The organism is Marinobacter sp. F4216, assembly GCF_019931195.1.
Lineage (GTDB): Bacteria > Pseudomonadota > Gammaproteobacteria > Pseudomonadales > Oleiphilaceae > Marinobacter > Marinobacter suaedae.
Window position 1 is genome coordinate 847,341 of the sequence record NZ_JAIOUO010000002.1, and the last position, 24,774, is coordinate 872,114.

27 protein-coding genes are annotated in these 24,774 nt (G+C 56.5%); 9 read left to right on the forward strand and 18 right to left on the reverse strand.

Features of this window, described 5'->3' with window-relative positions; translation table 11 throughout:
* Nucleotides 1–2 precede the first annotated feature (2 nt).
* The 7 genes from hemH to K8I84_RS04385 all read right to left on the reverse strand — a co-directional run bounded on the left by hemH (nt 3) and on the right by K8I84_RS04385 (nt 6,915).
* On the reverse strand, nt 3–1,112 hold the full coding sequence (hemH, locus tag K8I84_RS04355) for a ferrochelatase (RefSeq protein ID WP_223793483.1): 1,110 nt from the start codon (nt 1,110–1,112) through the stop codon (nt 3–5).
* A gap of 34 nt (nt 1,113–1,146) precedes the next feature.
* A complete protein-coding gene (locus tag K8I84_RS04360; RefSeq protein ID WP_223793484.1) occupies nt 1,147–1,578 on the reverse strand; it encodes a TIGR01244 family sulfur transferase in 432 nt (143 codons plus the stop codon).
* Between the two features lie 93 nt (nt 1,579–1,671).
* On the reverse strand, nt 1,672–2,097 hold the full coding sequence (locus K8I84_RS04365) for a YeeE/YedE family protein (protein ID WP_223793485.1): 426 nt from the start codon (nt 2,095–2,097) through the stop codon (nt 1,672–1,674).
* Nucleotides 2,098–2,101: 4 nt separating this feature from the next.
* Entirely contained in the window at nt 2,102–2,569 is a 468-nt protein-coding gene (locus tag K8I84_RS04370) for a YeeE/YedE family protein (protein WP_411722655.1), read from the reverse strand.
* A gap of 83 nt (nt 2,570–2,652) precedes the next feature.
* A complete protein-coding gene (locus tag K8I84_RS04375) occupies nt 2,653–3,342 on the reverse strand; it encodes a hypothetical protein (RefSeq protein WP_223793487.1) in 690 nt (229 codons plus the stop codon).
* Nucleotides 3,342–4,634, reverse strand: coding sequence for a glycosyltransferase (locus K8I84_RS04380; protein WP_223793488.1), 1,293 nt, complete (start codon nt 4,632–4,634; stop codon nt 3,342–3,344). The genes K8I84_RS04375 and K8I84_RS04380 overlap by 1 nt, the downstream gene beginning before the upstream one ends.
* On the reverse strand, nt 4,612–6,915 hold the full coding sequence (locus K8I84_RS04385) for a hypothetical protein (protein ID WP_223793489.1): 2,304 nt from the start codon (nt 6,913–6,915) through the stop codon (nt 4,612–4,614). Before K8I84_RS04385 ends, K8I84_RS04380 begins: the two co-directional genes overlap by 23 nt.
* Nucleotides 6,916–7,596: 681 nt before the next feature.
* Between K8I84_RS04385 and K8I84_RS04390 the strand changes: the two genes are divergently transcribed.
* Nucleotides 7,597–8,013 carry a phasin family protein gene (locus K8I84_RS04390; protein WP_223793490.1) on the forward strand — a complete coding sequence of 139 codons (417 nt, stop codon included), beginning with the start codon at nt 7,597–7,599 and terminating at the stop codon, nt 8,011–8,013.
* 4 nt (nt 8,014–8,017) lie between these two features.
* Here K8I84_RS04390 and K8I84_RS04395 read toward each other — a convergent pair whose 3' ends face one another.
* The 10 genes from K8I84_RS04395 to K8I84_RS04440 form a co-directional block, all read right to left on the reverse strand.
* The gene (locus tag K8I84_RS04395) at nt 8,018–8,647 is read right to left on the reverse strand and encodes a TetR/AcrR family transcriptional regulator (RefSeq protein ID WP_223793491.1); all 630 of its coding nucleotides are present in this window, start codon (nt 8,645–8,647) and stop codon (nt 8,018–8,020) included.
* 18 nt (nt 8,648–8,665) lie between these two features.
* Nucleotides 8,666–9,478, reverse strand: a complete 813-nt coding sequence (gene xthA / locus K8I84_RS04400) for an exodeoxyribonuclease III (protein WP_223793492.1) — start codon at nt 9,476–9,478, stop codon at nt 8,666–8,668.
* Between the two features lie 87 nt (nt 9,479–9,565).
* Nucleotides 9,566–10,309, reverse strand: coding sequence for a hypothetical protein (locus tag K8I84_RS04405; RefSeq protein WP_223793493.1), 744 nt, complete (start codon nt 10,307–10,309; stop codon nt 9,566–9,568).
* Nucleotides 10,306–10,827: a DUF2878 domain-containing protein gene (locus tag K8I84_RS04410; protein ID WP_223793494.1), complete on the reverse strand. Its 522-nt coding sequence runs from the start codon at nt 10,825–10,827 to the stop codon at nt 10,306–10,308. The genes K8I84_RS04405 and K8I84_RS04410 overlap by 4 nt, the downstream gene beginning before the upstream one ends.
* On the reverse strand, nt 10,824–12,098 hold the full coding sequence (locus tag K8I84_RS04415; protein ID WP_223793495.1) for an SAM-dependent methyltransferase: 1,275 nt from the start codon (nt 12,096–12,098) through the stop codon (nt 10,824–10,826). The genes K8I84_RS04410 and K8I84_RS04415 overlap by 4 nt, the downstream gene beginning before the upstream one ends.
* Nucleotides 12,086–12,970, reverse strand: coding sequence for a DUF1365 domain-containing protein (locus tag K8I84_RS04420; protein WP_223793496.1), 885 nt, complete (start codon nt 12,968–12,970; stop codon nt 12,086–12,088). Before K8I84_RS04420 ends, K8I84_RS04415 begins: the two co-directional genes overlap by 13 nt.
* Nucleotides 12,967–14,241 carry an NAD(P)/FAD-dependent oxidoreductase gene (locus K8I84_RS04425; RefSeq protein ID WP_223793497.1) on the reverse strand — a complete coding sequence of 425 codons (1,275 nt, stop codon included), beginning with the start codon at nt 14,239–14,241 and terminating at the stop codon, nt 12,967–12,969. The genes K8I84_RS04420 and K8I84_RS04425 overlap by 4 nt, the downstream gene beginning before the upstream one ends.
* A 17-nt stretch (nt 14,242–14,258) precedes the next feature.
* Nucleotides 14,259–15,038 carry an SDR family NAD(P)-dependent oxidoreductase gene (locus K8I84_RS04430; RefSeq protein WP_223793498.1) on the reverse strand — a complete coding sequence of 260 codons (780 nt, stop codon included), beginning with the start codon at nt 15,036–15,038 and terminating at the stop codon, nt 14,259–14,261.
* The gene (locus tag K8I84_RS04435; RefSeq protein ID WP_223793499.1) at nt 15,035–15,502 is read right to left on the reverse strand and encodes a nuclear transport factor 2 family protein; all 468 of its coding nucleotides are present in this window, start codon (nt 15,500–15,502) and stop codon (nt 15,035–15,037) included. The genes K8I84_RS04430 and K8I84_RS04435 overlap by 4 nt, the downstream gene beginning before the upstream one ends.
* Complete coding sequence (locus K8I84_RS04440; protein WP_223793500.1) at nt 15,499–16,455, reverse strand: acyl-CoA desaturase; 957 nt, start codon at nt 16,453–16,455, stop codon at nt 15,499–15,501. Before K8I84_RS04440 ends, K8I84_RS04435 begins: the two co-directional genes overlap by 4 nt.
* Nucleotides 16,456–16,573: 118 nt before the next feature.
* On the opposite strand from K8I84_RS04440, the gene K8I84_RS04445 reads away from it, so the two are divergent.
* Nucleotides 16,574–17,593 carry an NAD(P)/FAD-dependent oxidoreductase gene (locus K8I84_RS04445; protein WP_223793501.1) on the forward strand — a complete coding sequence of 340 codons (1,020 nt, stop codon included), beginning with the start codon at nt 16,574–16,576 and terminating at the stop codon, nt 17,591–17,593.
* Nucleotides 17,594–17,604: 11 nt separating this feature from the next.
* Here the strand turns inward: K8I84_RS04445 and K8I84_RS04450 are convergent, their stop codons facing one another.
* On the reverse strand, nt 17,605–19,092 hold the full coding sequence (locus K8I84_RS04450) for an HD domain-containing protein (protein WP_223793502.1): 1,488 nt from the start codon (nt 19,090–19,092) through the stop codon (nt 17,605–17,607).
* Between the two features lie 114 nt (nt 19,093–19,206).
* Here K8I84_RS04450 and K8I84_RS04455 point away from each other — a divergent pair, with 114 nt between their 5' ends.
* From K8I84_RS04455 to K8I84_RS04485, 7 genes are all read left to right on the forward strand, one after another.
* Entirely contained in the window at nt 19,207–20,409 is a 1,203-nt protein-coding gene (locus K8I84_RS04455) for a PP2C family protein-serine/threonine phosphatase (RefSeq protein ID WP_223793503.1), read from the forward strand.
* 22 nt (nt 20,410–20,431) lie between these two features.
* Entirely contained in the window at nt 20,432–20,923 is a 492-nt protein-coding gene (locus tag K8I84_RS04460) for an STAS domain-containing protein (protein WP_223793504.1), read from the forward strand.
* A 66-nt stretch (nt 20,924–20,989) separates the two neighbouring features.
* Nucleotides 20,990–22,060 carry an NAD(P)H-dependent glycerol-3-phosphate dehydrogenase gene (locus K8I84_RS04465; RefSeq protein ID WP_223793505.1) on the forward strand — a complete coding sequence of 357 codons (1,071 nt, stop codon included), beginning with the start codon at nt 20,990–20,992 and terminating at the stop codon, nt 22,058–22,060.
* A gap of 18 nt (nt 22,061–22,078) precedes the next feature.
* Nucleotides 22,079–22,528, forward strand: a complete 450-nt coding sequence (sixA, locus tag K8I84_RS04470; protein WP_223793506.1) for a phosphohistidine phosphatase SixA — start codon at nt 22,079–22,081, stop codon at nt 22,526–22,528.
* Between the two features lie 40 nt (nt 22,529–22,568).
* Nucleotides 22,569–23,465, forward strand: coding sequence for a radical SAM protein (locus K8I84_RS04475; RefSeq protein ID WP_223793507.1), 897 nt, complete (start codon nt 22,569–22,571; stop codon nt 23,463–23,465).
* Nucleotides 23,466–23,486: 21 nt separating this feature from the next.
* Complete coding sequence (locus K8I84_RS04480; protein WP_223793508.1) at nt 23,487–24,053, forward strand: DUF1285 domain-containing protein; 567 nt, start codon at nt 23,487–23,489, stop codon at nt 24,051–24,053.
* 196 nt (nt 24,054–24,249) lie between these two features.
* Nucleotides 24,250–24,711, forward strand: coding sequence for a peptidylprolyl isomerase (locus K8I84_RS04485; RefSeq protein WP_223793509.1), 462 nt, complete (start codon nt 24,250–24,252; stop codon nt 24,709–24,711).
* Nucleotides 24,712–24,774 lie beyond the last annotated feature (63 nt).

The window sequence follows — 24,774 nt, forward strand, 5'->3', positions numbered from 1 at the left end:
GGTCATACCGTCCTGCCAGGATAGGTGGCTTCCCGGCGTTCATCCGCGCGCTGCTGGCGGGCATCCAGTGTCTCAGCCTGATTGTTAGGCAGCGTCCAGCCCTGAAGGTTCTCGTCGATCAGCTTCACGAGAGCTTCAATGTGACCCGGCGTCGCGTTAAGCGCAGAGATATAGCTGAAGGCCTGGCCACCCGCCTCCATGAAGTACTCACGGTTCTCTTCGTTGATTTCTTCGATGGTCTCAAGGCAGTCCGCAGAGAATCCGGGGCAGAATACATCGATTGACTTGACGCCTTGACCAGGCAGAGCTTTGAGCGTGTGGTCCGTATAGGGTTTCAGCCACTCTTCCCGTCCGAAGCGGGACTGGAAGGTCGTCAGATAATCATCGCCCGAGAGACCAAGGCGTTCGGCCAGAAGTCGCGACGTTTTGTGGCATTCGCAGTGATAGGGGTCGCCTTTCTGCAAATACTTCAGGGGAACGCCGTGATAGGACAGAATCAGCTTGTCGTTACGGCCATGATTCGCCCAGTGCGCTTCAATATGACGGGCCATGGCTTCGATGTAGGGCGGGTAGTCCGGGTAGTGGCTCACGAAACGGAAATCAGGAAGCCAGCGCCGCCCCATGAAATCCTTGGCGATGGCGTCAAACGTCGACGCTGACGTTGAGGCTGAGTACTGAGGGTAAAGAGGCACAACCAGCAGCTTGCGCACGCCTTGCTCCTGCATTTCATCCAGAACCCGTGAAATAGAGGGGTTGCCATAGCGCATGGCGAAGCCAACCACGATGTTGTGCCCGTATTTTTCCCTCAGGCTGTCACGGATGAACTCCGCTTGCTTGGCCGTGTGGATCAGGAGCGGGGACCCCTCAGGCTGCCAGACGCCGGCATAGGCCTTGGCGCTGCGGCGGGGACGAATTCTGAGGATGATGCCGTGAAGAATCAGCCACCAGATCGGACGTGGTATTTCAACCACGCGGGGGTCCGAGAGAAATTCAGCAAGGTATCGACGCAGGGCAGAGGGGGTTGGTGCATCCGGTGTTCCAAGATTGGTGACAAGCACACCGAGTTTGTCCGGCTGCCGGTGGCTGAAACTCTCTGAACCTTTGAAGCGCATAAATCATCCTGAAGCTGGTGAATGAGGTCCGTTTTCAGTCCCGGTGCTGCGCCTGCTGAGCGAGCCGTGGTGCCAGTGGGGTAATGTCGTAACCGGCGTTTCGCGCTTTGGTGAAGATCTCTTCTGCACCGGAATCTCTGGCTGCGCTCAATGCCCACAATACGGTGCAACGGGTTCCTGATCGGCAGAAAGCCAGTACGGGCTTCTCTGCGTCACGGATCATGGGCGCAAACTGATCCACATCGTGATCGGTAATGTTGCCGGATTCGACGGGCATGTAGACCCAGTTCAGCCCCTGCTGCCGGGCAGCGGCTTCGATGTCGCTCATCAGGGGTTGGCCGAACTCCTCCTGGTCGGGGCGATTGGCTACCAGGGTCTGATAGCCAAGACGAGCGATTTCCGCAACGTCTTCGACAGATATCTGGGGCGCTACTGAAATAGTGTCATCGATCTTTCTGATATCCATTAGCTTTTGCCTTAAAAAACGAAAAATGGATGGTCGCCATCATCTCACATGCCTGGACCGGCTGTAAGGTGGCTGGCGACGTCCTGGCGGGATTCAGGCCGCCTTTTTTCTGCGCTCGAGGAGGTCGAACAGGATCATGCCGCCAATCATTGAGGCAACGAAAACCGCAGCTTTGCCTTCGCCTGCCCCCAGGGCGACGAGACCGGGGCCAGGGCAGAAACCGGCGATGCCCCAGCCAATACCGAACACCAGGCTGCCAAACACCAGGCGCTTGTCGATCTGGTTGGACTGAGGAATGTTCATTTTAAGCCCCAGAAACGACAGGGTGCGTCGGCGTGCAACCGAAAAAGCCACAAGCCCGACGATGATGGCGCCGCCCATCACGAAGGCCAGTGACGGATCCCAGAGACCGGCGAGATCCAGAAAACCAAGTACTTTTTCGGGGTTGGCCATGCCGGAAACAATCAGGCCGATGCCGAATACCAGCCCGGCAATTAATGCTGCAAGGGTTTGTTTCATGGACTCAGACTCCCAGAATGTGGCGGATGACGAACACGGTGACAAACCCTGCCGCCATGAAGGAAAGCGTGGCGACGAGGGAACGAACCGACAGTCGGGACAATCCGCAGACACCGTGCCCGCTCGTACACCCGGACCCGTAACGGGTGCCCAGGCCAACCAGAAGGCCGGCAACAATGAGCGCGGGATAGCCGGCGTTAATCTCAATCGGTGGCAAGGCACCAAAGGCCAGCCACAGCAGGGGAGCTGCGATCAGGCCGCCGACGAACGCAATGCGCCATGATGCGCCTCCCTGAGAGGGAGTGAGCAAACCGCCCAATATGCCGCTTATGCCGGCAATCCGGCCGTTGAACAGAAGGAAGATGGCTGCCGCAACCCCGATGAGTATGCCGCCACTGAGCGCGGCCCATGGGGTGAAATCACTCCAGGCTATGGTCATTGTTGATGACTCCGATTTAGTAACCGAAAAGATTGAATGGACAAATAGTTGGGGCGATCTTACCAAAAAAAAAGGGTCATCGCGGGTGTGCGTGAAGTGTCCAGCAGCGTAGGGGCTTAATATCTTGGGGGGGGCTGATCGGATGCATTGGTCCGGTTCTTGTGTCGCTTTTGCAGCTTGCGGGCTCCAATCCAGAAAACCAGAAAAATACCGATAGCCACCCACATAAGCGTTGCGTTCTGGCTTTTCACGGCACCAGAAAACATGACGTACGGCACGGCCTGGAGCATCTGCAGTGGCCAGTTGATGAGCATGTAGGTCCGCAGAGGCAATGTACCGCTGGCGAGAAGAACGTTTTTCACCATGTATGGCAGAACCGGCACAGCAACAAGCGCGACCGCCCAGTTAACCTGCGATGATTTGCCTAACCTGGGCGTGTTATAGCCGCGCTGGTCCAGAAAGCGCTTTACGACGGGCTTGATGTACGAATGCATGGCGGCATAGCAGATTAGCATCTGGCCGAACATGGCCGCGCCAATGACCGCCATTCCCCAGGTGAAGCCGAATTTAACCCCGGCCATGATGCAGAACATGCTAAGGGGCACGCCCAGAAGCGGCAGAAAGATCAGCGCGACCAGATACCACTCCGTGGCGGCATTCGGCTTCAGCAAAAAGTCTTTGAGCTGGACAAGAACCTGCCCGATATCGGTTGCAAAGGTGAGCACCATCGCGATCACCACCATGGCAGCCAGGGTTAGCCCCAGCCAGAGAGTCGCCTGGCGTCGTTTTCTGCGGTTCGCGTTCATCAGGAAGCGCCCAGATCTTCGGTCAGGGTCTGTCCGACGGCGGTCAGTTTCTGTTGCAGTAACTGCCATTCCGCCTGCAGTTTCGCCGTGAGGTTATCCAGCACTGGGAATTCCTCGTTTCGGCTCAGCTCCGGTTCAAACCAGTCCAGTGTCTGGCGGTACCACCGAAGCAGTCTCTCGGCGCTGTACTGATCGGAAAAGCGTTTCGCCGTATCAAGTGCTGCTTTCCGCTTTTCCTGTCGTTTGTCCGGGGCATTGAGCAGGCTCTGACATTCGTCTGCAAACGCGTCGGCGGGTGTATTGTCCGGCAGCAACCGGCCATTGTCGTTGTCAACAACATCATCAACTCCAGGAGCTGATAGGGCGACCACCGGTGTACCTGCCGCCATGGCTTCAGTGACCACCATTCCCTGAGTTTCCGACTGTGAGGAAAACACAAAAAGATCCATGGCGGCGTAAGCGTCAACCAGATCCTGACCGCTGAGTTGTCCGAGCCAGACGATTTGTTCCGCAACCCCCGCTTCTTCAGCAGCGGCGCGCATATCGCGTTCGCTGGGGCCGGAACCGGCAATAATCCAGTGCACAGCAGGGTCCTGTCGCAGTACGCTGATGGCGGCATCGCAGAGATAATCCAGATTCTTTTCCTTTGCCAGGCGACCGACATGGCCGATGATCCTGCTATCAGCGTTCAGCCCAAGGCGATGACGGGCCTGCGCCTGATCGACCTGGTTGAAGCGCTCCATGACGACACCGGTCGGAATCACCTCCACAGCGGTTTCGACGCCGCGTTTGCGGATCAGTGTCCGAATGCTGGTACTCGGTGCCACAACCGCATCACAGAGGTTGGCGTATTCGGTGGCAAGCTCCGCCGCAAATTGAGGCATCAGTGCAGACTGCTCACTGACGTAATGGGTGTATTGTTCGTAACGGGTGTGGTGAGTGAACACCAGAGGCACCTGATAGCGACGCGCCATGCGCACGGCCGTATCGCCCAGCAGGAAGGGGTGATGACTGTGAATCAGATCGAACGGCAACTCGTCGAGTAGGTTGGTCAGCGCAAAGGGAACCGGCAGGCGAACCGAGAAATCGCTGCCATTGTAGTTCTGGATGGCCGGCACCCGGACGACATCATCTTGCAGTTCAAACAGCGGTTCCTCACTGTCGTCAAACTCGGGTGCGACTACGATGACCCGGTGCCCCTTGCTCCTTAACACCTGGGCCGTTTGTGAAACCGAATTGGCGACCCCGCCGACATGAGGCAGGTAGGTGTTAGTGAACATCAGAATGTTCATTCACGCTCTCCTTGGTCTGCCGGGCGGGTTTTAGTGCAACAGGGCCGGCGCCGCTTCGATACTGGAAGGCCTCATAACCGGGAATCGCAACGTCGATATCCGGCATCCGGCCACTATGGTGCCAGTCCGCATTCACCTTAATGCGTCGTTCGGTTCCGGTTCCCTCGAGGGTAACACTGACGCCCCCCCAGGGGGTCAGTGTTGGCCCGAAGTGCAGGTTTTCGTCACTTTCGATCCACTCCCTGGGTAGACCGGAACCAATGACCAGGCGATCCTGCTCTTCACGCACAAACAAATTTCGGACCATCATCAGAAACTCAGCCGCTGCCCAGCCATGTTGACCGTCGCCCATGCAGCCACCCCCTGAGCTGGGGTGAATCGCTTCCGGCCAGTGCCCGGTCGGTGAGGCAGCGTCCATCACCGTCCACAGTAACGCCTGATAGCGGTCATCACCCTGGCGAAGCAGGGTCTGCGCGACCGCAAGGGTCAGGTAGATATTCTGACCCGAGTGAATCATGTTCTGAAAAAAGGCGCCTTTGTAAAAACTGTGGTCGATCAGATAGTTCGCAGTCGCAGCCATAGCCGGGTCATTGTCGGTTGTTAGCTGCAATGGGTAATCAGCCACCATCGAGCCTATGGCACCCGAATCCATTCGCCGGTAGGGCGAGGCCGGAATGCCACCGAGACTGCGATGTGGTTCGATACTGTCGATGGATTGTTGAACATCGTGCTCGAAAACCTGGCGGACGCGGTCGGCTCTTTCGGCTTCCTCGTTTAGCCCATGACGCCGGAACAGATCGGCGATACCGCGAAGGCCACCAATGGCCCAGAAGTCATCCCAGTAGTAATGGTCGTTCGGACCGAAATGCTCGGCACTGAAACCTGCGGGGAACAGACCGTGATGTCGTGTGCCGGGCGCATTAACCCGTTTTTTGTCAATCCAGGTGACGGCCTTGCGGGCGGCGTCGATCAGATTGTCGTCTAGCGTATTACCGGAGAGTTTTTCGTACCGATCAAAGATCCACAGGACCTGTCCGTTGGAGTCCCATTCACCTTCCTGTGACTGGAAATAGCCATCGCGTTTCTGCTGTTTTCGGAACCCGGGCAGGGCTCGTCCAACGCGGTCCGGCAGGTTGACAGCCAACAGGGCGTTCATCATCAGGCAGGCATCGCGGAACCAGAAGCGTTTGTAAGTGTAGGGGCCGGGTACCACATCCTCGGCGCTGAGCAATGTCAGTGTTTTCAGGTTGGTGTCGTAAAGCTGCTGTAAGCGTTTATCTGGTACCTGCAGCGTCGCGGCTGATGCAAGTGCGTCTGGCCAGGTGGTGGAGAAGTTTATGCTCCGGCTTTCCCGATTCATTTCCCGGCTCAGATCGATGATCATCGCAACCGAGCGCCGGCCCTGTTCGGCGGGAACGTCAAACCCGAGCGCAGCTGTTGCCATCCCTGCACGACAGTGGATGTGGGTATCTTCGGTCGTTTGCTGGCGCTGGATATCCGGGGCGACATCCCCGTGGCTGTAGTTTGACAGAAAACGCTGGTCTGCGGCGTGGTCGAATGAAACGGTCGTATTGCTGTTCACGGTCAGCGTTTGGGGGGAGGCCACTGAAATGTCCTCGATAAATTGAATGCCTTCGGGATTGTAAGGACGGGCGGTTACCAATATACGCCCACCCTCGGGCAGGTGGCCGTGGAGCTGGATTTTTAGCTCCGGGTGATCTTGTGCATTGAGTACCAGTTCAGTGACTGCTGTCAGGGAGCCTGCCGCGGTATTGAAAACGGACTCGACTTGCAGTCGGCCGTCCGTATGCAGCTGTTGTTGAAAATCGGCGGCGCGGCTGGGTACGTGCAGTTGCCCATCTGCCGACTGCAACCAGAAATCAAGCGACCAGCCATCGTAGAGTGGGGTGACCAAACCCCTGGGATCGACAATCGGATACAGCGACATATCCGGTAAACCGACCGCAGACCAGTCTCGGTGGGTTAGGTTTACATGGCTGAAACTGAATGCCCGTGGAACGAAGCTGGGATCGCCGGGCTTGAATTGCTTTTCAACCCAGTAAGGCCAGACCCAGTCCAGGTTGGTCTGGATGGCTTTGGTATTGATAAGCCCGCGGGAATGAAAGGTGACACCTGCCCGCAGTAGCTCTATCGGTTCGGCGACTTCGGATGGCTGGGAAAACTTTCTCAGACGAGCGAGAAAGGAAACCGGGTCGATAAAGCCGTAATGATGGGCCGCACGTTGCATCAGGTATTTCCAGGGCAACAGTTTCGAAAGCATAGTTGGGTCCTTTTTGCATTCATTGAATGACGAGCTGACCTTTGCGGCAGAATTCTCTTGACCCTGCAATAGAAGTCCTTGGGCTGATAACCAGGTTTTCAACCAGCACAACCATAAGGAAAGTATGGAAACCCTCGATAAAGCGGACGCCTGAACGGTTTGGGCTGAATTGAACGCCAGGCATCTAAAGGTATCGAGGAGTGCGCCCCGTTCGCCCGGGGAGTTAACATTCGGGGCCGGTTTTGTAAGGGCGGGAGTTTGAGGATGACCCTGACAACCTGGGCATTCGAGCGTAGTCGGGACTATCCCAAATGCCAGCACCGACGGGGGCATCAAGGAGGGATGAGCGTCCAGAGCACTGAGCGCGGGGGCTCAAGGTGAGTGAGCGGCGCGGTGTATCAAAAAAAAGCCCGGCAGAGGGTGCCGGGCAGAGGCGTGCGAGTAGTATCCATGAAAGACTTCCAGACAAACCGGCATCAGCAGGGATACCGGTATTAGGAAGTATTGTATATATTTTGAGCACCGCAAGTTCTTCCCCTCATCTATTCAAAACATTTTTTCATATCTGTAGCCTGCTTATACTGAAGCCTTATCCAGAGCGGCCTACAGGCGCACTGAAATTGTGCCGGTGGTGTAATACAATGGTCGTCCAGTCCTAATTCCTTTCCCTGAGGTTGTTGCATGTCTGAAGAAAGCGATAAAAAGCCGGAGAACGATCCGCAGCTCGCGGCAAAAGTGAAAGAATCTGCGCGTCAGATCTGGTTGGCCGGCCTTGGGGCGTACAACAAGGCTGAAGAAGATACCGGGAAGTTTTTTGAGCGCCTGGTTCAGGAAGGCGAGCAACTGGAAAACAAGACCCGCGGCGTTGTTGAAAAGCAGATCAAGTCGGTCGAAACCCGGGTGGATGACGTCCGTCAGAAAGCGACGGGCACGTGGGATAAGCTGGAGCACCTGTTTGATGAGCGTGTGTCCGGAGCGTTACGTCGCCTTGGCATTCATCGCCGGGAAGAAATTGAAGCGCTGGAGCACCGAATCGAAGCGCTCGAGAATGAGCTTAAGCGTCTTCGGGGCAAGCGAGCCGCTGACGAGGAAGAGTAATAAACTAGAGGTAATCCCGGCTCATAAGCCTGGCTTGCTCCCGCTCGGAGGGGGTCAGGTAGGGGATGATCTGATGAAACATCTGATAAACCCCCCGGCCGGGATCCACCGATTCCCGGTCGCTTAAGTGTGAGAGCGTATCGAAACTACTCCAATAACAGGCTGTTAGAGTAAGCTGTTCGCAAACTGCTTCAAGTTGTTCTTCGTCAATTACCATCATACCCTGGCGCTGAAAGCTCCGGCAGATCACGCGGAACGCTTCGGTCTTTTTGCCTTTGAGGCGCTTGAAGCGGCTTTGAAGGTGGTCGTAACGGGACAGTATGTTCACCAGGTCCTGATAGATAAATCGATACCGGGCAACCGCCTCGAACAACAGGTGAAGGAAGAAGCCTTTCTGGTCCAGGGAAATATCGGCGTCCCCCGGAACGGCCAGCAGATCCACCATTTCCTCTTCGTAGAGCTTGAACAGCTCATCCACAATGTCGCCCTTGCTTTTAAAGTGGTAATAGAGATTACCCGGGCTGATATCCATTTCGTCGGATATCAGCAGCGTGGTGACGTTGGGCTCGCCCAGGCTGTTGAACAGGGCGAGGCTGGTATTGAGGATCCGATCCCTGGTTTTAATTTTTTTCATGCAATAACGAGCTTGCCCCTACAGTTCAATTTTCGCCCATACGGGGCAATGATCTGATGGACGTTCCATGCCCCGGATGTCGTAGGACACCCCGGCTTCAATGGCTTTCGGCAGCAGGCTGCTGCTGGCCATGATCAGGTCGATTCGGAGGCCGCGCTTGGGCTCGCGTTCAAACCCCTTGCTGCGGTAATCGAACCAGCTGAAGGTGTCTGATTCCTCCGGGTGCAGGTGCCGGAACACGTCGGTGTAACCACGGGACTCAACCTCGCCAAGCCACTCCCGCTCTTCTGGCAGGAAACTGCATTTGCCGGTGCGTAACCATCGCTTGGCGTTGTCCGGCCCGATGCCAATATCCCGATCGGTGGGCGAGATGTTCATGTCGCCCATGACCACGACATGACCCCCGGCGTTTGCCAGTTCATCCAGGTATTTCATCAGGTCGGCATAGAACTTTTCCTTGGCGGGAAACTTGACCGGGTGGTCCCGGCTTTCACCCTGAGGAAAATAGCCGTTTATTACGGTCAGCTTCTTCCCGTCTATGGTGAAATCGCCGGTGATCAGTCGGCGCTGGGAATCTTCGCCGTCCCAGGGGTATCCCTTGATGATCTTATCGGGCTCCTGCTTTGACAGCAGGGCTACGCCGTAATGGGTTTTCTGCCCATGAAAACTGACGTGATAGCCCATGCAGCGGATTTCATCCTCGGGAAACTCTTCATCCCGTACCTTGGTTTCCTGAAGGCCGATGAAATCCGGGTTGAGCTGATCAATGACCGCCTGGAGCTGATGAAGACGGGTACGAATACTGTTGACGTTGAACGAAACGAACATCATGGGCGCGAACTCTGGACTCTTAAGAACCTAGGCGAGAGCAGTGTAACACATTGCCCTGGGGGGGCGGCGTTGGCGGGGGAGGCGGCTTCAGCGGATCAGTTCACAGTCTGGCCAGTCTGTCATGCGGTACCGGATATGGGCCGTGTAGTTGGAATCTTTGTTCTTCCGAATGTTGGTCAGACCATAGTAGTCGGTGAGTGCGCCATTGGCGTCGTACCCGAGCTGGATCGGTTTGACGAGGAAGCGCAGAACGAAGCCGGTGGGGCGAATCTGGAACACGTGATCGGCTGTGATGTCAGGGTTTTCTGCCGGCTCCAGCACGAACGCAAAATGCTCTCCCCGTGTGGGTGCAAGAACATGGAAATAGACGGACTCGCCACTGAGCACCTGCTCCCAGTGCCGGCGGACAAAATTATCGAAACCGGCATCCACCACGAGGTTTTCCGGGAACGAGATATCGAAGGTCTTTGTTTCGCCCTTGGGTGCCTGCCAGTTCACTTCCAGCTTGAATTCGCCGGTGTAGTTAATGGTTATGGATTCGTTGAACTGAGGTTGGCGAAAATTAACGGTTGGCCGAATAAGGGATTCACCGTAAACCAGGTCTTTCCGGGCAAATGGTTGCTCCTGATCGGGCCACCGGTAACTCACTTGATGAGCGTCTGGCCGGAAACTGCCGTCCCGACAGCTTCCGGATATATCGTGATCCTCGGTATAGAGGATTCCTCCCGAAAACGTCTTGGCGGTGCCCGTAAAGCGCATCTCACCGCCGATGGCTGGTGAGCAGGTCAGCGACAGGGCCGAGGCCAGTGTCAGGATACGTTTACGGTTCATGCCTGCAATTCCGGATACAGGGATTTGCGGATAAAGAGTAGCAGGGGGAAGACCACCAGCCAGCCAATGGCCATGGCCGCCAGTGACGGGGCCAGGTCGGGAAGGGTGATTGCACCGAGTTTGCTGGCGGACCAGTAAGCAAAGGGGCCGGCAACGGGCGCCAGCACAAAGGGCAACCAGACCCTTCGGCTGATCCAATCCAGCGAGTGGCACAGGGTTGTCATAAAAATCGCCCAGATGGCCACCAGCCATGGCGGCGTCAGAAACACTTCCTGGCTGTCCAGTCCAAGAACACCGGTCCGGAACCACAGCAGATCGAGCGTGGCACCAACCACGGTCCCCAGGCCAATAAACTGGAGCTCACTCTTGCGCTTTTGGCTTACGAGAATAAAGTGAAGCACCAGAAATCCCAGGACGATAGCGGCTGCGGGCTTTCCGGGAAATAGCACGCAGATCAGCCACCCCGCCTGAAACAGCAGGAAGTTAATAACATTGCGGGCGGTTTCCGAAGTGATCATAGGCTCAGCAGATTGGCGCGCTTGTTTTCAGGCTTGGCCAGCAGGAGTTGTGAAACCCCGATGGCACGTTCGCTGAATCCCGCTTCGCAGTACGCGAAGTAAAATTGCCACAGGCGCCTGAAAGCCAGGTCGTAGCCCAGTTTCTCTACTTTATCGCCCTGCGCCATAAACCGTTTGCACCAGTCGTTGAGCGTTCTGGCGTAGTGGAATCCAATGTCCTCGGCGTGGGTCATGACCAGATTGCTGCGTGAGCGAACCGAATCGAGAATGGCACCAAACGACGGAATGAAACTGCCCGGGAAAATATACCTCTGAATAAAATCCACGTTCTTAAGCGCCCGCTGGTAGCGTTGCTCTGGCATGGTGATGGCCTGAATCAGGGCAAGCCCGTCAGGTTTAAGGAGCTGGTTGATCTGGCTGATGTAGCTGTCGAGAAACTGAGGGCCGACGGCTTCGATCATCTCTATGGAGACCAGTTTGTCGAATTTGCCTCCAAGGTCGCGATAATCGTCGAACAGCAGGGTAATCTGCTCCTCAAGGCCTTCTTCTTTCACTCTGGTCCGGGCGAGTTCCAGTTGTTCACTCGAAATGGTGGTTGTGGTCACGTGGCAGCCATAATGTTTGGCGGCGTGAACAGCAAATCCGCCCCAGCCGGTGCCAATTTCGATTACGTGATCGGTAGGCTTCAGGTCGAGTTTCCGGCAAATGGTGTCCAGCTTGTGGGTGGCGGCTTCATCCAGGCTGGATTCGTCGTTGGGGTAGATTGCCGACGAATACATCATGGATGGGTCAAGGAACATTTCGAACAGGTCGTTACCGAGATCGTAATGGGCACTGATGTTCTTGCGGGAGCCTTCTTTGGTGTTCCGGTTCAGCCAGTGCAAACCTTTCAGAGCAGGCTTGGTCAACCAGCTGTAGCGGTCTTCAAAGGCGTTCATCCGGTCAATGTTGCGGGTGAAAAAACGCAGTAGGGCGACCAGGTCCGGGGACGACCAGTCGCCCGCCACGAAGGCTTCTGCAGCTCCCACACTGCCTCCGGTGAGCAGATCTCTCCAGGTGGAACTGTCGTGGACCAGGAGTTCCGCGACCGGATAGCGGCTGTCGCCGTCGCCAAAGGTCAGGGTTTCGCCATCGACATCCTTTACCAGAAGGCGTCCGTGCGCCAGCCGTTCAAACTGCTGGACCACCAGCTTACGGGCCATTCGATTCGCCCAGGGATTAGGCGCCACAGCCTGTTCTGGCGTGGTTGCCGGTGTGTTCAGGTTCTCCATGAGCTAACCCTTCCGCGATGTTGGTTGTGATTGACCGTTGACGACACGTCCAGCCCCGCATCCTGCACACCACGCTCAAAGGCAGGGTCGTCTGCTGGCAGCTTGTCCGGGTGGGTGTAAAAAGGCGCACCCTTGAGCTTCAGCTTAAACGCGTGCCAGTAAATCCCCGCGGTCACCTTGAATGCTTCCAGCGGAAATCGGCGCAGGCTTCTGTGCAGTACTTTACGTGTCAGGGGTGCCCGCTGGACTACCAGCGTGGCATCAAAGTGTTTGCTGTCGTTTTCATTCACGTTCATATGAATTCGCAGTTCCGGGCCTCGGAAGCTGAACGTCCACTGGTAGGACTGTTCCATGCCGTTGAACGGTGATACGTGGAATCGTTTCTCAAACCCAAACCGTTCGCTGCGCCAGCCAGCTGGGCTCGGTGGCGAGCCGGTGGTTTCGAGACAATAGGTATGACGTTCGTGCCAGGGCGTGTTGGTGATTTGGGCGACGATCACCTTTGGAACAGCGCCTTCCAAGGGATCGTCTGACCCGGCGTAGCAGAAATAAAAGCTCACCGGGTTAAACACGTATCCGATGTATCGAGGATGGGATATCAGCTCAATGCGGCCCTCTGGCCGCCAGCCTGTGGCCTGCTCCACGTGCTGGCGGATGGCGTCAGCCAGAGGGCCATGATCCGGCTTGAAATAATCGGCCCGCCGAAGAGACAGCCAGTTGAAGCGTTCCAGAGAAAAGAGCGGGCTGATATCCGTGACCGAATCCCACTCATCCAGGTCCACAGCCAGCATGCCGGTGCTGTACTCGAACCGATGCCGGGTGGGGGCCATTCGCCGGTGCCGAACTGAGCCCTCAAGCCACTGGCTGTTCATGCCTTTAGCTCCACGCCCAGGTCGCCAGTGACGCGCAGGGCACTTCGAACGCCGTCCTCATGAAAGCCATTGAACCAGTAGGCCCCACAGAAGTGGCTGCGGTTCCGGTTTCCGATTTCCTCATAGCGGTTCTGGGCTGCCACCGCATCCAGAGTGAATACAGGGTGGGAGTACCGGAATGTCTTGATGACCCTCGTCGGATCGATGTCCTGACTGCGGTTGAGGGTTACGCAGAAGGTTTCAGGGGCATCGTGAAAGTTCTGCAGAATGTTCATGTTGTAGGTGACGGACACCGGTTCGGTGCTGTGCTGCGGAATGAAGTAATTCCATGCCGCCCAGGCGAGCTGTGTGCTGGGAAGCATGCGGCTGTCGGTGTGCAGGACCACCTCGTTGTCTTGAAAACCGATAGCGCCAAGAATTTCGCGTTCCTGAGCAGTTGCGTCATCACCCAGAATCGACAGTGTCTGGTCGCTGTGACAGGCGAAGATCACCTGATCGAACCGTTGTTCCTCTCCATGGATCCAAAGGCTCACGCCCTGTTCATCCCGTTTGACGCGGTCGATGGGAGTATTTAAATGAGTATGAGGTCCGAGGCGGTCCATCATTCTGGACACGTACTGGGACGATCCTCCGGAGATGACGCGCCAGGTGGGCCGATCATCGACGGACAGCATCCCGTGGTTGTTGAAAAACTGAAGGAAGAAGCGGATGGGAAACTGCTCCAGAACGATTTCCGGGGCGGACCAGATCGCGGCACCCATAGGCACGATGTAGTAATTCCGGAAGTATCGGGAGTAGCCGTTCCGGTTGAGATAATGCCCGAGGGTTTCGGTGTCGTCGATGGAGTTATTTTCCAGCGCTTTCCGGGTTTCACGGTTGAATCTTAGGATCTCGTGGATCATCCGAAGAAACGAGGGGCGGAGAAGATTGCGGCGCTGGGCGAACAGCTTGTTGAGGTTGGTGCCGTTGTACTGGAGTCCACTGTGACTGCACTCCACACTGAAGCTCATATCGCTGACTTCGGATGGCACGCCAAGCAGGTCCATCAGCCGCATGAAGTTCGGGTAGGTCCAGTCATTGAACACAATGAATCCCGTGTTTACCGGCCAGGTACGGCCACCGGCTTCGACATGCTCGGTGTTGGTGTGGCCGCCGGCATAGTCGCCGGCTTCGAACAGCTCTACGTCGTAATGTTTCGCTAACAGCCATGCGGCGGTCAGGCCGGAAACGCCGGCCCCAATGACAGCAATACGCTGACGATGGTCACTCATCCAATGAAGTCCTGTTGTTAGGTGCCTTTACGCGCCATATTGGCGGCCATCCGGTCAACCAGCCCCTGGGGAAGGGCGCCAAGGAGTCTCAGCGTCCAGGTGAATCGTTTGGGGAAGTCAATCTCGTTCTTGCCCTTGGCCAGCCCGCTTACGATGCGCTCTGCGGCGTCTTCCGCGGTGACGAGGAAGGGCATGGGAAAGTCATTGCGGTCAGTCAGGGGCGTCTTTACGAATCCTGGCGAGACCACCACCACATCAATGCCTTCGTGGGCGAGGTCGGCGCGCAGCGAGTGGGCGAAGTAGGTCAGCGCCGCTTTTGAGGCGCCGTAGCCTTCCGCCCGGCCAAACGGAAACCACCATGCCGACGAGCTGACGATGACCAGCGTTGCCGGCAGACCTTTGGCCCGGGTGCGTCGCAGTGCGGGTAGGGCGATATCAAGACAGCGGGCAGTACCGATCACGTTGGTGTGGACGTTCTGTTCGATGATCCGGCTGTCGTAATCGGCCACATCAAGATACTGGCAGGTACCGGCGTTAAGAATGACCATATGAAGGTCGCCCTGGTCTTCGAGTACCTGGGCAATTTGCCTGAGATCTTCCTGGTTGGTCGTGTCACCCGGCGCACTGAGCATTTTCTCTGGCGCCACCCGGCACAGTTCCTCCAGTGGCTCTGAACGCCTGCCGGTCAATATCAGACGATGGTTACCCCGGACCAATGCCCGGGTCAGGGCCTCGCCGATACCACTCCCTGCTCCGGTTATCCAGATGTTGGACGGTGACTCAAGGCGATGACTCATCCCGCGTATCCCTTCACCCAGCGAATGACTTTGCCCATCACCGGAAGGTTTTCGTACAGCAACTGACCTGCGTCGAAATAATCTCGGTGGTAATACACCTTGCCCTTGCGAACGGCAAGGTGACTTATTCCCTGAACCTGAATTAACCCGCCTTTGTTGATCCGCTTGTGCCGGAGGTGCATGACCCACGGAATGGCGATCCTGTTCTCGTCCACCACCGGGTGAGAAAACTCAAACCGACAGCTGATGGCGTTCGCGTATGCACTGGCAAAGTAGTGCGTCAGGTCGTCCAGGCCCTGCGCCGAACTGAGCGGGTCCTGGAAATAAATGTCTTCGCTGTAGAGCTCTGCCAGACGATTCAGATTGCCTTTGTCCAGCTCATTAAAGAGGCTCTTGAACTTGTCGAGGGTCGCGGGAACGGCAGCGTCCGGCGCTCCAACCTCGACTGCTGGGGCGGCTTTCATGAGCGGCTCCTCCTCATGTTATCCAGTTTCCGGGTTTCCTCTTGAATATGTTCCGGTATAGGGTTCAGATCCCAGATGATACCGAGGCGCGCAAGCAGCCAGAGTCCATACCAGGTCATATCGATTTCGTACCAGCGGAATCCCTGGCGAACGGACTGGGGCCAGCGGTGGTGATTGTTGTGCCAACCTTCGCCCAGCGTTACCAGTGCCAGCCAGAAGTTGTTGCGGCTGTCATCAGAGGTGTCAAAACGGCGCTTGCCCCAAACATGGCAAAGGGAGTTGATGGTTACGGTGGAATGAAACAGCGCGACGGTTGAGATAAAGAAGCCCCAAACCAGTAACTGGAAGCCGTCGGTACCCAGGTGAGGCGCCCAAGCTGCAAGTGTCTCGCCGATGCCGAATATGAGTACGGCAGCGATGGCGGGAATGGCAGCGTCGAACCGGTTCAACCAGCGCAGTTCCGGATATTTTGCCCAGTCCCGAACCCGGCGCTCATCGGTGGCGAAGCCCGCATCGCAGGTGAACCAGCCAATGTGGGACCACCAGAATCCGCGCTGTTGGGGAGAATGCAGATCCTGTTCCTGGTCGGAGTGTTGATGGTGATGTCGATGGTGGGCCGCCCACCAGAGCGGCCCCCGCTGGGCAGCGCTCGCGCCCAGCACGGCAAAGGCAAACTGGGCGGGCCGGCTGGTCTTGAACGTTTTGTGGGCAAAATACCGATGGTAAAACCCTGTAATGGCAAACATCCGGACCAGAAAAAACGCCAGCGCAAACACCACCGCAAAGGTGCTGACTCCGGTGAAAAAGGCCAGGAAGCACGCCAGATGGAGCAGCAGAAAAGGCACCACACGGAGAACGTTGAAGTGCTTGGAGGTGGTATCTATGTGATCTGAACCGGCTTCGGAATCGAACCACCTCAGAATGTTCAAGCGCCAGTTATTCGTGGGGGACATACCCGATTTGCCTTCCTCTGAAAAATTCTTTGTCGCCAGAGCGTTACTGGAACAGCGTCTGGTTGCCTGTTTAGATGGTTGTACGTTTAAACCCTTCATTTTGGATGCACTTAATTAAATGCCGAACGAAAAATCAGTTTCACTGCCGGTACGCCGTATTGCCATTGTTGGTTCAGGCCTGTCAGGTCTTACTGCAGCAATCCTGTTGCAACAGCAGGGACACAAAGTGGTCGTATTCGAGAAGAGTCGGGGGCCGGGGGGCAGGTTGGCTGCCAAGCGGGTACCGGGGGGCTCCGCCGATATCGGTGCGCAGTATTTCACGGCTCGTAACCCGGATTTCCTTCCCTTTCTCCGTCATTACGCTGGTGACTCCACCTTTGCCCCCTGGCAGGGCGAATTCGGCTTCAGGAGCGCGACTGGCCAGTGGAGCCCCTTCCCTGAGGAGCACCGTTACGTGGGCACACCACGGATGACCGCGATCACGAGAGCTCTGTCCCATCACCTCGATGTGGTGCCGGAAACCCGGGTTAAGCGGTTCAGCCGGTATGGGGAACAGTGGACTCTTTATGATATTGAGGATAGTTCACTCGGCAGCTTCGACCAGATCATTCTGACCGCACCGCCCGCCCAGAGTCGCGACTTACTGGTGGACAGTGGACTTGAAGCGGAAGCCGTAATGCTCGAGGACTATGTCGCTGGCATACAGCCATGCTGGGCAGTGGCTGCGCACTTCAATGAAACACCCTGCGCGCACCACCAGGGTATGCGTGTGGAACACCCGGTCCTGTATTGGCTTGCCAATAACTCCAGCAAGCCTGATCGGAAAGATGAGGGAGAGTGGTGGGTATTACACGCCGATCCTGCGTGGAGTCAGTCCCACGTCGATACGCCACCGGAGCAGGTTGCGGCTCTGTTGGTCGAGGCGTTTCGGGATCTGGTGGGCTTTGCGGAGGATCCTGGCGAGGTGATAGCGCATCGATGGCTGTACGCCCGCTCTGCCTGCGACGCACAGCCGGGGCACCTGTGGTTCGACGAGCAGAAAATCGGCCTGGCTGGTGACTGGCTACGCGGTGGGCGTGTGGAAGGGGCGTTCGACAGTGCGAGCCAACTGGTCCAGGCCATGCCTTCCGGCGCCTGAATCGGGCCGCATCACTCAATCAGCGGCGCAGTGATCTGCTTCGTTGGCTTGTCCGGTGGGGTATAGAAATGGGTGATGGTTCCATCCCGGAATTTACTGAAGAAGGCACTGACTTCGGTGATTTGTTTGAGTGAGCGGGAGCGGTCGATCGGGTCGCGAATCAGCACCTTGATGCCATCGAAATTCTCCTGGATTTTGGAGAACCGCGCCCGCATGGAACAGGTGACCACGCTGTCGGGGTCGAGGTCCAGTTCCTCGCCAAGCCAGGTGCTGTGCTGCCGGACCTGTTCGTCCGTGAGGTCCTCGCGGGTATCCAGATGATTCAGTTTGACGCGATTGACAATACAGCGGGAGTAACTGGCCGGGTTGCGCCGGGCTTCCTTGCGGAACGCCTCCCAGAAGAAATTGTCCGTAAGCTCGGCGAAGTACTCCATATTACTCAGGCAGGTATCCACCCATGCAAAGTTGTCCGGATCTTCCAGAACTTCGTTAATGGCCTCCCGGAGTAGCCAGTCGAAACCCAGGGCGGTTTTATGGGCATAGACCTTACGGTACATCTGGTGGCGGCTGTACACGAAATCCTCGAGGGCCCCGAGGCCTTTCTGGGTGATGGCAAGGCCCAGCCACGGTTCAGACACATCCCAGCCGAATCTCAGGTTGCTCAGCAGATGGTCCAGGTTGAAGCCGCCGATGGTGACGGAGGAATGGAAGCCGTCCCGCAGCATGTAGTCGGCGCGGTCAGCATCGATTTCCCCGGATACCACCGATTTCAGCAGGTCCCGCACCAGGCGTGGTATGTCGGTTCCGCTCATGGCACTTGAGCGCGCTTCGGAACCTGCGATGAACTCCCAGAACGTATGGGCATGCTGGCGGAAGGTCTCGCTGGGCGCCGTTTCCGTGGTTTCCATAATGCCGATGACGTCCCGGGCACAGATCCCGGCGTCCTCCAGGTCGACAGCCGACAGGACCTCGTGAGCAACCCGAACCGAATAATGCTCGTGCTCAAGTTCTTCGGGCTCTTCGCTGTGATAGTCGGAGAAATCCATACCCGCCCAGAGATCGGCGAATCGTCCGGGGCGTGACATCAACTCCCGTATCCGGCGGGCCTTGGTAAACTGGTGAGAGAAACTGGAGTGGCCACTGTCGTGAAGCAGGCACCCCAGGCGAATGATCTTCGCCAGGTAATCGATGGCGTCCAACTGGCTGAGGCTCAGGTCAGTGCATTCGCTCAGCTTTCGTTCCCGGAGGTAGGCATCGATCATCGAGCGGAACATGCGTGTGCCGACATGCAGAACACCGATGCTGTGGAGAAACCGGGAGTGGGTCGCGCCAGGAAAAACCAGGCTGAGTATGTCGTTCTGACAAATATTCCGGAGTCGCTGGAACAGGGGATGGTCAATCACCTGAATTTCATGTCGGTAGAGTGGGATGCCGCCATGAACCGGGTCCATGATCAGTTTGTCATACGCGCCGAGCAAGTCGTTCACTGCACGTCTCATATCGCTGAATCTCCCAATTTGGCGAAACTGCCCTTGTTATATCACAGAGGCGTGCCAGAATAGGCTTAGTATCGCCAATTTCTCGTTTATCGCTGGTAGTTTAGGGCAACCGCCATGACCTCGCGCACTGAGCGCATCCTGATTATCGACGCCGACCAACATGCCCGGACGGAACTTGCCCGCTATCTGGAGGCCCGTGGCTTCTATGTCACTGGATGCGCCGATTTCGGCGCAGCTCAGACGGTGTTCAGTGAAGGCATTCCAGACGTTATTTTTGTCGATGTTCCTCCGGCCACGATTCGTGAGTTGGCCAGAATAATTGAAGAGTCGGAAAGCCTCACGCCCATCGTATGCTGCTCGGAGAGCAGCTCCAGCGCGGATGTCGTGGCGGCTCTCAGGGCCGGTGCCGCGGATTTTCTGCTCAAGCCCTGTAACGATGACAAAGCTGCGCTGGATGATGTCATCGAGAAACTGTTTGACCGGGTCAGAGTCAATCGCCTGAATCAGCTCTACCGGCAAGAACTGGAAGAGGCCAACCGGGAATTACGCAACGGTATAGCTGAGTTGCGGGCAGACCAGAGGGCAGGGCGCAAGGTACAGCTCAAGATGCTGCCAGATCGGGAGCAGGATATTGAAGGCTTACACGTCGAGCACCTGATCAAGCCCTCGCTTTACCTGAGCGGCGATTTTCTGGATTATTTCCCGATCACTGAGAATCAGGTGTTGGTCTATATTGCGGATGTTTCGGGGCATGGCGCCAGTTCGGCTTTCGTCACCGTTTTGCTCAAAAACCTGACGAACCGGCTTCAGCGCAACCTGCGTCGCGGGTCCAGCGACGACATTCTGTATCCCGAACGGTTCTTGCAAAGGATCAATTCGGAATTACTGGACACCGGGTTAGGCAAGCACGTTACTGTCTTCGTTGGCATCATCACGCTGAGCGAACGTAAATTACGGTACGCCGTTGGCGCCCATTTCCCGATGCCAATTCTGTCGTTTGAAGAAGGTTCAACGGCTTTTCTCGAGGGCAGAGGTCTTCCGGTAGGCTTGTTCGAGGACCCTGAATGGGATGTGTACGAAGCTTCGCTGGACAAACCCTTCCGACTGATACTGTTTTCCGATGGCATTCTGGAGGTCATCCGGGCCAAAAGCCTTGATGATAAGGAAAAGACGTTACTTGAACTCGTATCCAGTGGGCGGCACACTATCGCCTCCTTGAGCGAGGCCCTTAATCTCGACGACATCACGGAATTACCTGACGATATAGCTATTGTGTCGGTTACGGACACGGCCAATGAGTCAGATTCCCGTCGTTAAACGAGTAACCGTGTGAAGCATGATGGCTGGTTATAAAATCCTGCAGGCTGAAAAACAGGGCATTTATGTCCTGAAGTTTATCGGGGAAATCCGGCTGAACCTCTGTTCAACGCTGGACAATCTGGTTGAGTCCATCACCCGGGATCCGGAATTCAAGACCGTGGTGATCGATCTGACCGAAACCGAGGTTATCGACAGCACGACCCTTGGCCTGCTTGCCAAAATCGCCATGGCCGCTCAGCAACAAAGTCACTTCCTGCCCACCCTTATCTCCACCAATCCTGATATTACCCGTATCATCACCTCCATGGGTTTCGATAAGATCTTCATTATTGTTCGGGAGCCCGCTTCCCGAATCGAAGAGCTTGAGGAAATTCCCGTTCTGAAAGCCAGCGAACAACAGGTTCGCGACAAGGTACTGGACGCCCACAAGGTCCTGATGGGGCTCAATAGCCGTAACAGAGAAGAGTTCAAGAATCTGGTGCAGGCGCTGGAGTGCGAAGAGCCAGGTTGATAGGCGGCGGTCGCTGCCTGACCCGGGCCGGGTGTCCTCCGAAATCATAAAAAACACGGATCAGCTATGCCGGAAACTAACACGTCCCAGAAAAAAACTGGGGCAAGCGAAGCAGCACACGATGTTGCCGTATTGGGTGGCGGTAGCTTCGGTACTGCCATGGCAAAAGTGCTTGGCGAAAACGGTCACACGGTTCATTTCTGGATGCGCGACCCGGACCAGGCCGCAGAGATCGAAAATACCCGCATAAATAGTCGCTACATGCCCGGAGTAGAGCTCACTGGCGATATTCAGCCGACCACAGACATGGCGGGCGCTATCGCAAACGCTGAGATCGTGTTTGTCGCTATTCCCAGCAAAGCGTTTCGCTCAGTGATCAGCCAGCACAGGTCCGAGTTCAGGGATGGCCAGATCGTTATCAGCCTGACCAAAGGTATTGAGCGTGACGGCTTCAAACTGATGTCCGAAGTGCTCCAGGAGGAAATTCCCCGGTGCCGGATTGGGGTACTGAGCGGCCCAAACCTGGCGAGCGAGATTGCCGCCCGGGATCTCACTGCAACAGTGATTGCCGCCAAGGATCCGGACGTGCGCCGGACTGTCCAGGATCTGCTTGGATGTTCCTATTTCCGGGTCTATGCCAATGTGGATGTGTACGGCGTTGAGTTGGCCGGGGCGCTGAAGAACATCTACGCCATCGTTGCAGGCCTGGCGGATGCGCTCGAGATGGGGGAAAACGCCCGTGCCATGCTGATGACCCGAGGGTTGGCCGAAATGAGCCGATTTGCAGTCAGCCTCGGGGCCAATCCCATGACGTTCATGGGGCTGGCGGGTGTTGGCGACCTTATCGTGACCTGCACCTCCTCCAAGAGCCGGAATTTCCGGGTAGGTTACGCGGTAGGCAAGGGCAAGACACTGGATGAAGCTGTCAGCGAGCTTGGCCAGGTGGCAGAAGGTATCTATACCCTCGAGCTGGTCAAGGAGAAAGCTGAAGGGGTTGGTATTTACATGCCACTGGTGCGGGGCCTGTTTGAAATCCTCTATGGTTCGGCTTCCATCAGTGCGGTGATCAACAGCCTGATGATGGCGGTTCAGAATTCTGATGTGGAGTTCATCCTGCCGCGCACCATTGCCCACTGAGCGGCTTGTGGAGGCCTAATGCATCTGTTTGTCATGCGTCACGGAGAGGCTGGCTGGAACACCATCGATCAGCAGCGGGAGCTGACTGAAATCGGGCGGCACCAGGTGGCCGCGGTGGCGGCCCAGGTTGCCGAGTCCGAATGGCGTCCGGAGCTTATCTGGTGCAGCCCCTACGTACGGGCCCGCCAGACGGCCGCGATCGTGTCTGAAATTCTGAATTGCCCGGTTGATGAACGGGAATTCCTGACTCCGGACGACGATCCGGGGGCGTGCCTGGACGCGCTGCTCGAAGCACAGGAATGGCCCCTGATGCTGGTGTCTCACATGCCCTTTGTTGGCAGCCTCTCAACCCTTCTGGTCGATGGCCACAGACACGGCATACCGTTTATGACCTCCCAGGCGGTTCTTTTGGATGTGCCGGTCGTCGGGCCGGGATGTGCTGACTTGAAAGACCAATTTCTACCCTGACGTTTAAGGGATAACACTCAGCTAACAACGTTGCAGCCCTATGTACAGTTTTCCCATTGATTACATTGAGCCGGTGTTTCGTCCGCCGAGTGAGGCCAAGTCACTTATTTTGCCGGTAACCAACGGTTGCTCGTGGAATAAATGCACTTTCTGCGAAATGTATACTCAGCCGCAAAAGAAGTTCCGCGCTCGCAAACCCGAAGACATTCGGGCTGACATCGGCAAGGCGGCCCGTTCCCTGAAGGGCGTAAGACGAGTGTTTCTGGCAGACGGTGATGCCATGGTGCTGCCGACGCGCCGGCTTCTGGAAATTCTTGCCGATCTTCGGTCTGCTTTTCCGGAACTGGAGCGGGTGTCCAGTTACTGCCTGCCCCGGAATCTGGCAAAGAAGACCGTGGACGAACTGGCTCAACTAAGGCAAGCCGGCCTGGAAATTCTTTACGTGGGCATGGAGTCTGGTGACGACGAAGTGTTGCGCCGGGTCAACAAGGGCGAAACCTGGGAGTCAACCCGCTCGGCACTGGAGAAGATTCGTGAAGCCGGACTCACCAGCTCAGTGATGGTGCTCAACGGGCTGGGTGGGCAAGCTCTATCCCGGCAACACGCCATCAATACCGCCACTTTGTGCAACGAAACCCAGCCGGACTATCTCTCAACACTGGTTGTCAGCTTCCCCCAGGGGGAGGAGCGCTTCCGGGAGGGGTTCGGCGATGACTTCGAGCCTTTGTCTCAATCCGGTTTGTTTGAGGAGATAAAACTGTTCCTTGAGCACCTGGAACTGGAGAATACGATCTTCCGGAGCGATCACGCGTCCAACTACCTTGTCCTCAAGGGCGTGCTGGGGCGTGACAAGCAAACGATGCTCGATCAGGTGGACCTGGCAATCAATAGCCCGGGCGCGGTGCCGTTACGGGCTGAATGGATGCGTGGTCTGTAACTGTAAGGCGGCAGAGCGGCTATGAGCAAACACTCTAATGATCTGGCAGAACGGGTTAAAGACGCCATCCGCGACCCGGGGCGCCCACCGCTGGAGAAGTGGCATCCTCCGCTCTCTGGCGAGATGGACATGCGCATCGCCCGCAATGGTGAGTGGGTTTACAAGGGGGAGCCCATCAAACGAGAGTCCATCGTGAGGCTCTTTGCGAGCATTCTTCGTCGTGAGGACGATGGGGAATTTTATCTGGTCACGCCCGTTGAAAAGTGGCGCATTCAGGTGGAAGACACCCCTTTGCTGGCTCATTCGCTGAGAGCGAAAGGTGAGGGTGAAGAACAAGTCCTTACTGTAGAGACCAATACTGGCGAAACGCTTACGCTGGGTTCCGCTCATACTCTCGTCGTCGGCACTTACGGTGATTCCGACGAACCTCGACCGGTAGTGACTGTCCGTCACGGAGTTGAGGCGCGACTGGTCACTTCGGCGTTCTATGATCTGGCGGGTTATGTCCTTGAGCGGAAAGAGGTAAGCGGTGAGGTGCTCGGGGTGTTGAGTGATGGCGTCTTCTTCGAAATTGCCCGCGGTGGTTGAAAACCCTTACCGAGGCCCCATGGTAAACGGTAGAAAATGCGAAGTGTCCATTGTTACACTGTGCTTTCTAACTTGTTATGAGATTTTATAACGAGGCCTGGTGGTCGTTAGGTCCTCTGTTCAGTGAGGCTGTTCAAGATCCGATTCGATTACCCAAACATACTTAAACAGTCATTACGACCCGCAAGGAGATCCCATGGCCCAACCTCGTGTTGTCACCATCCATTACACGCTCACCAACGATGAGGGAGAGCAGCTTGACTCCTCCCGTGTAGAAGGTCGTGAGCCTCTGTCGTACCTGGAAGGTGCACAAAACATCATCGGCGGACTCGAGAACGCGCTGCAGGAAAAGCAGGCTGGCGAGCAGCTGAAAGTATCCGTAGAGCCGGCAGAAGGCTACGGCGAGGTGAACGAAGAGCTCATTCAGCCTGTACCGCGCTCCGCTTTTGAAGGCGTAGACACCATCGAGCCGGGCATGCAGTTCCAGGCGCAGACTCCGGGCGGTCCTCAGGTTGTTCGCGTCGTTGAAGTGGCTGAAGAGACTGTGACCATCGACGCCAACCATCCGCTGGCTGGTCAGACTCTGCACTTCGACGTAGAAATCGTTGAAGCCCGTGAAGCAACTGACGAAGAGCAAGAGCACGGTCACGTGCACTAAGCTTTTCCGAATAGCCTTCGCTGAAACGGCTCCCTCGGGAGCCGTTTTTTTTGTGCCCTGAAA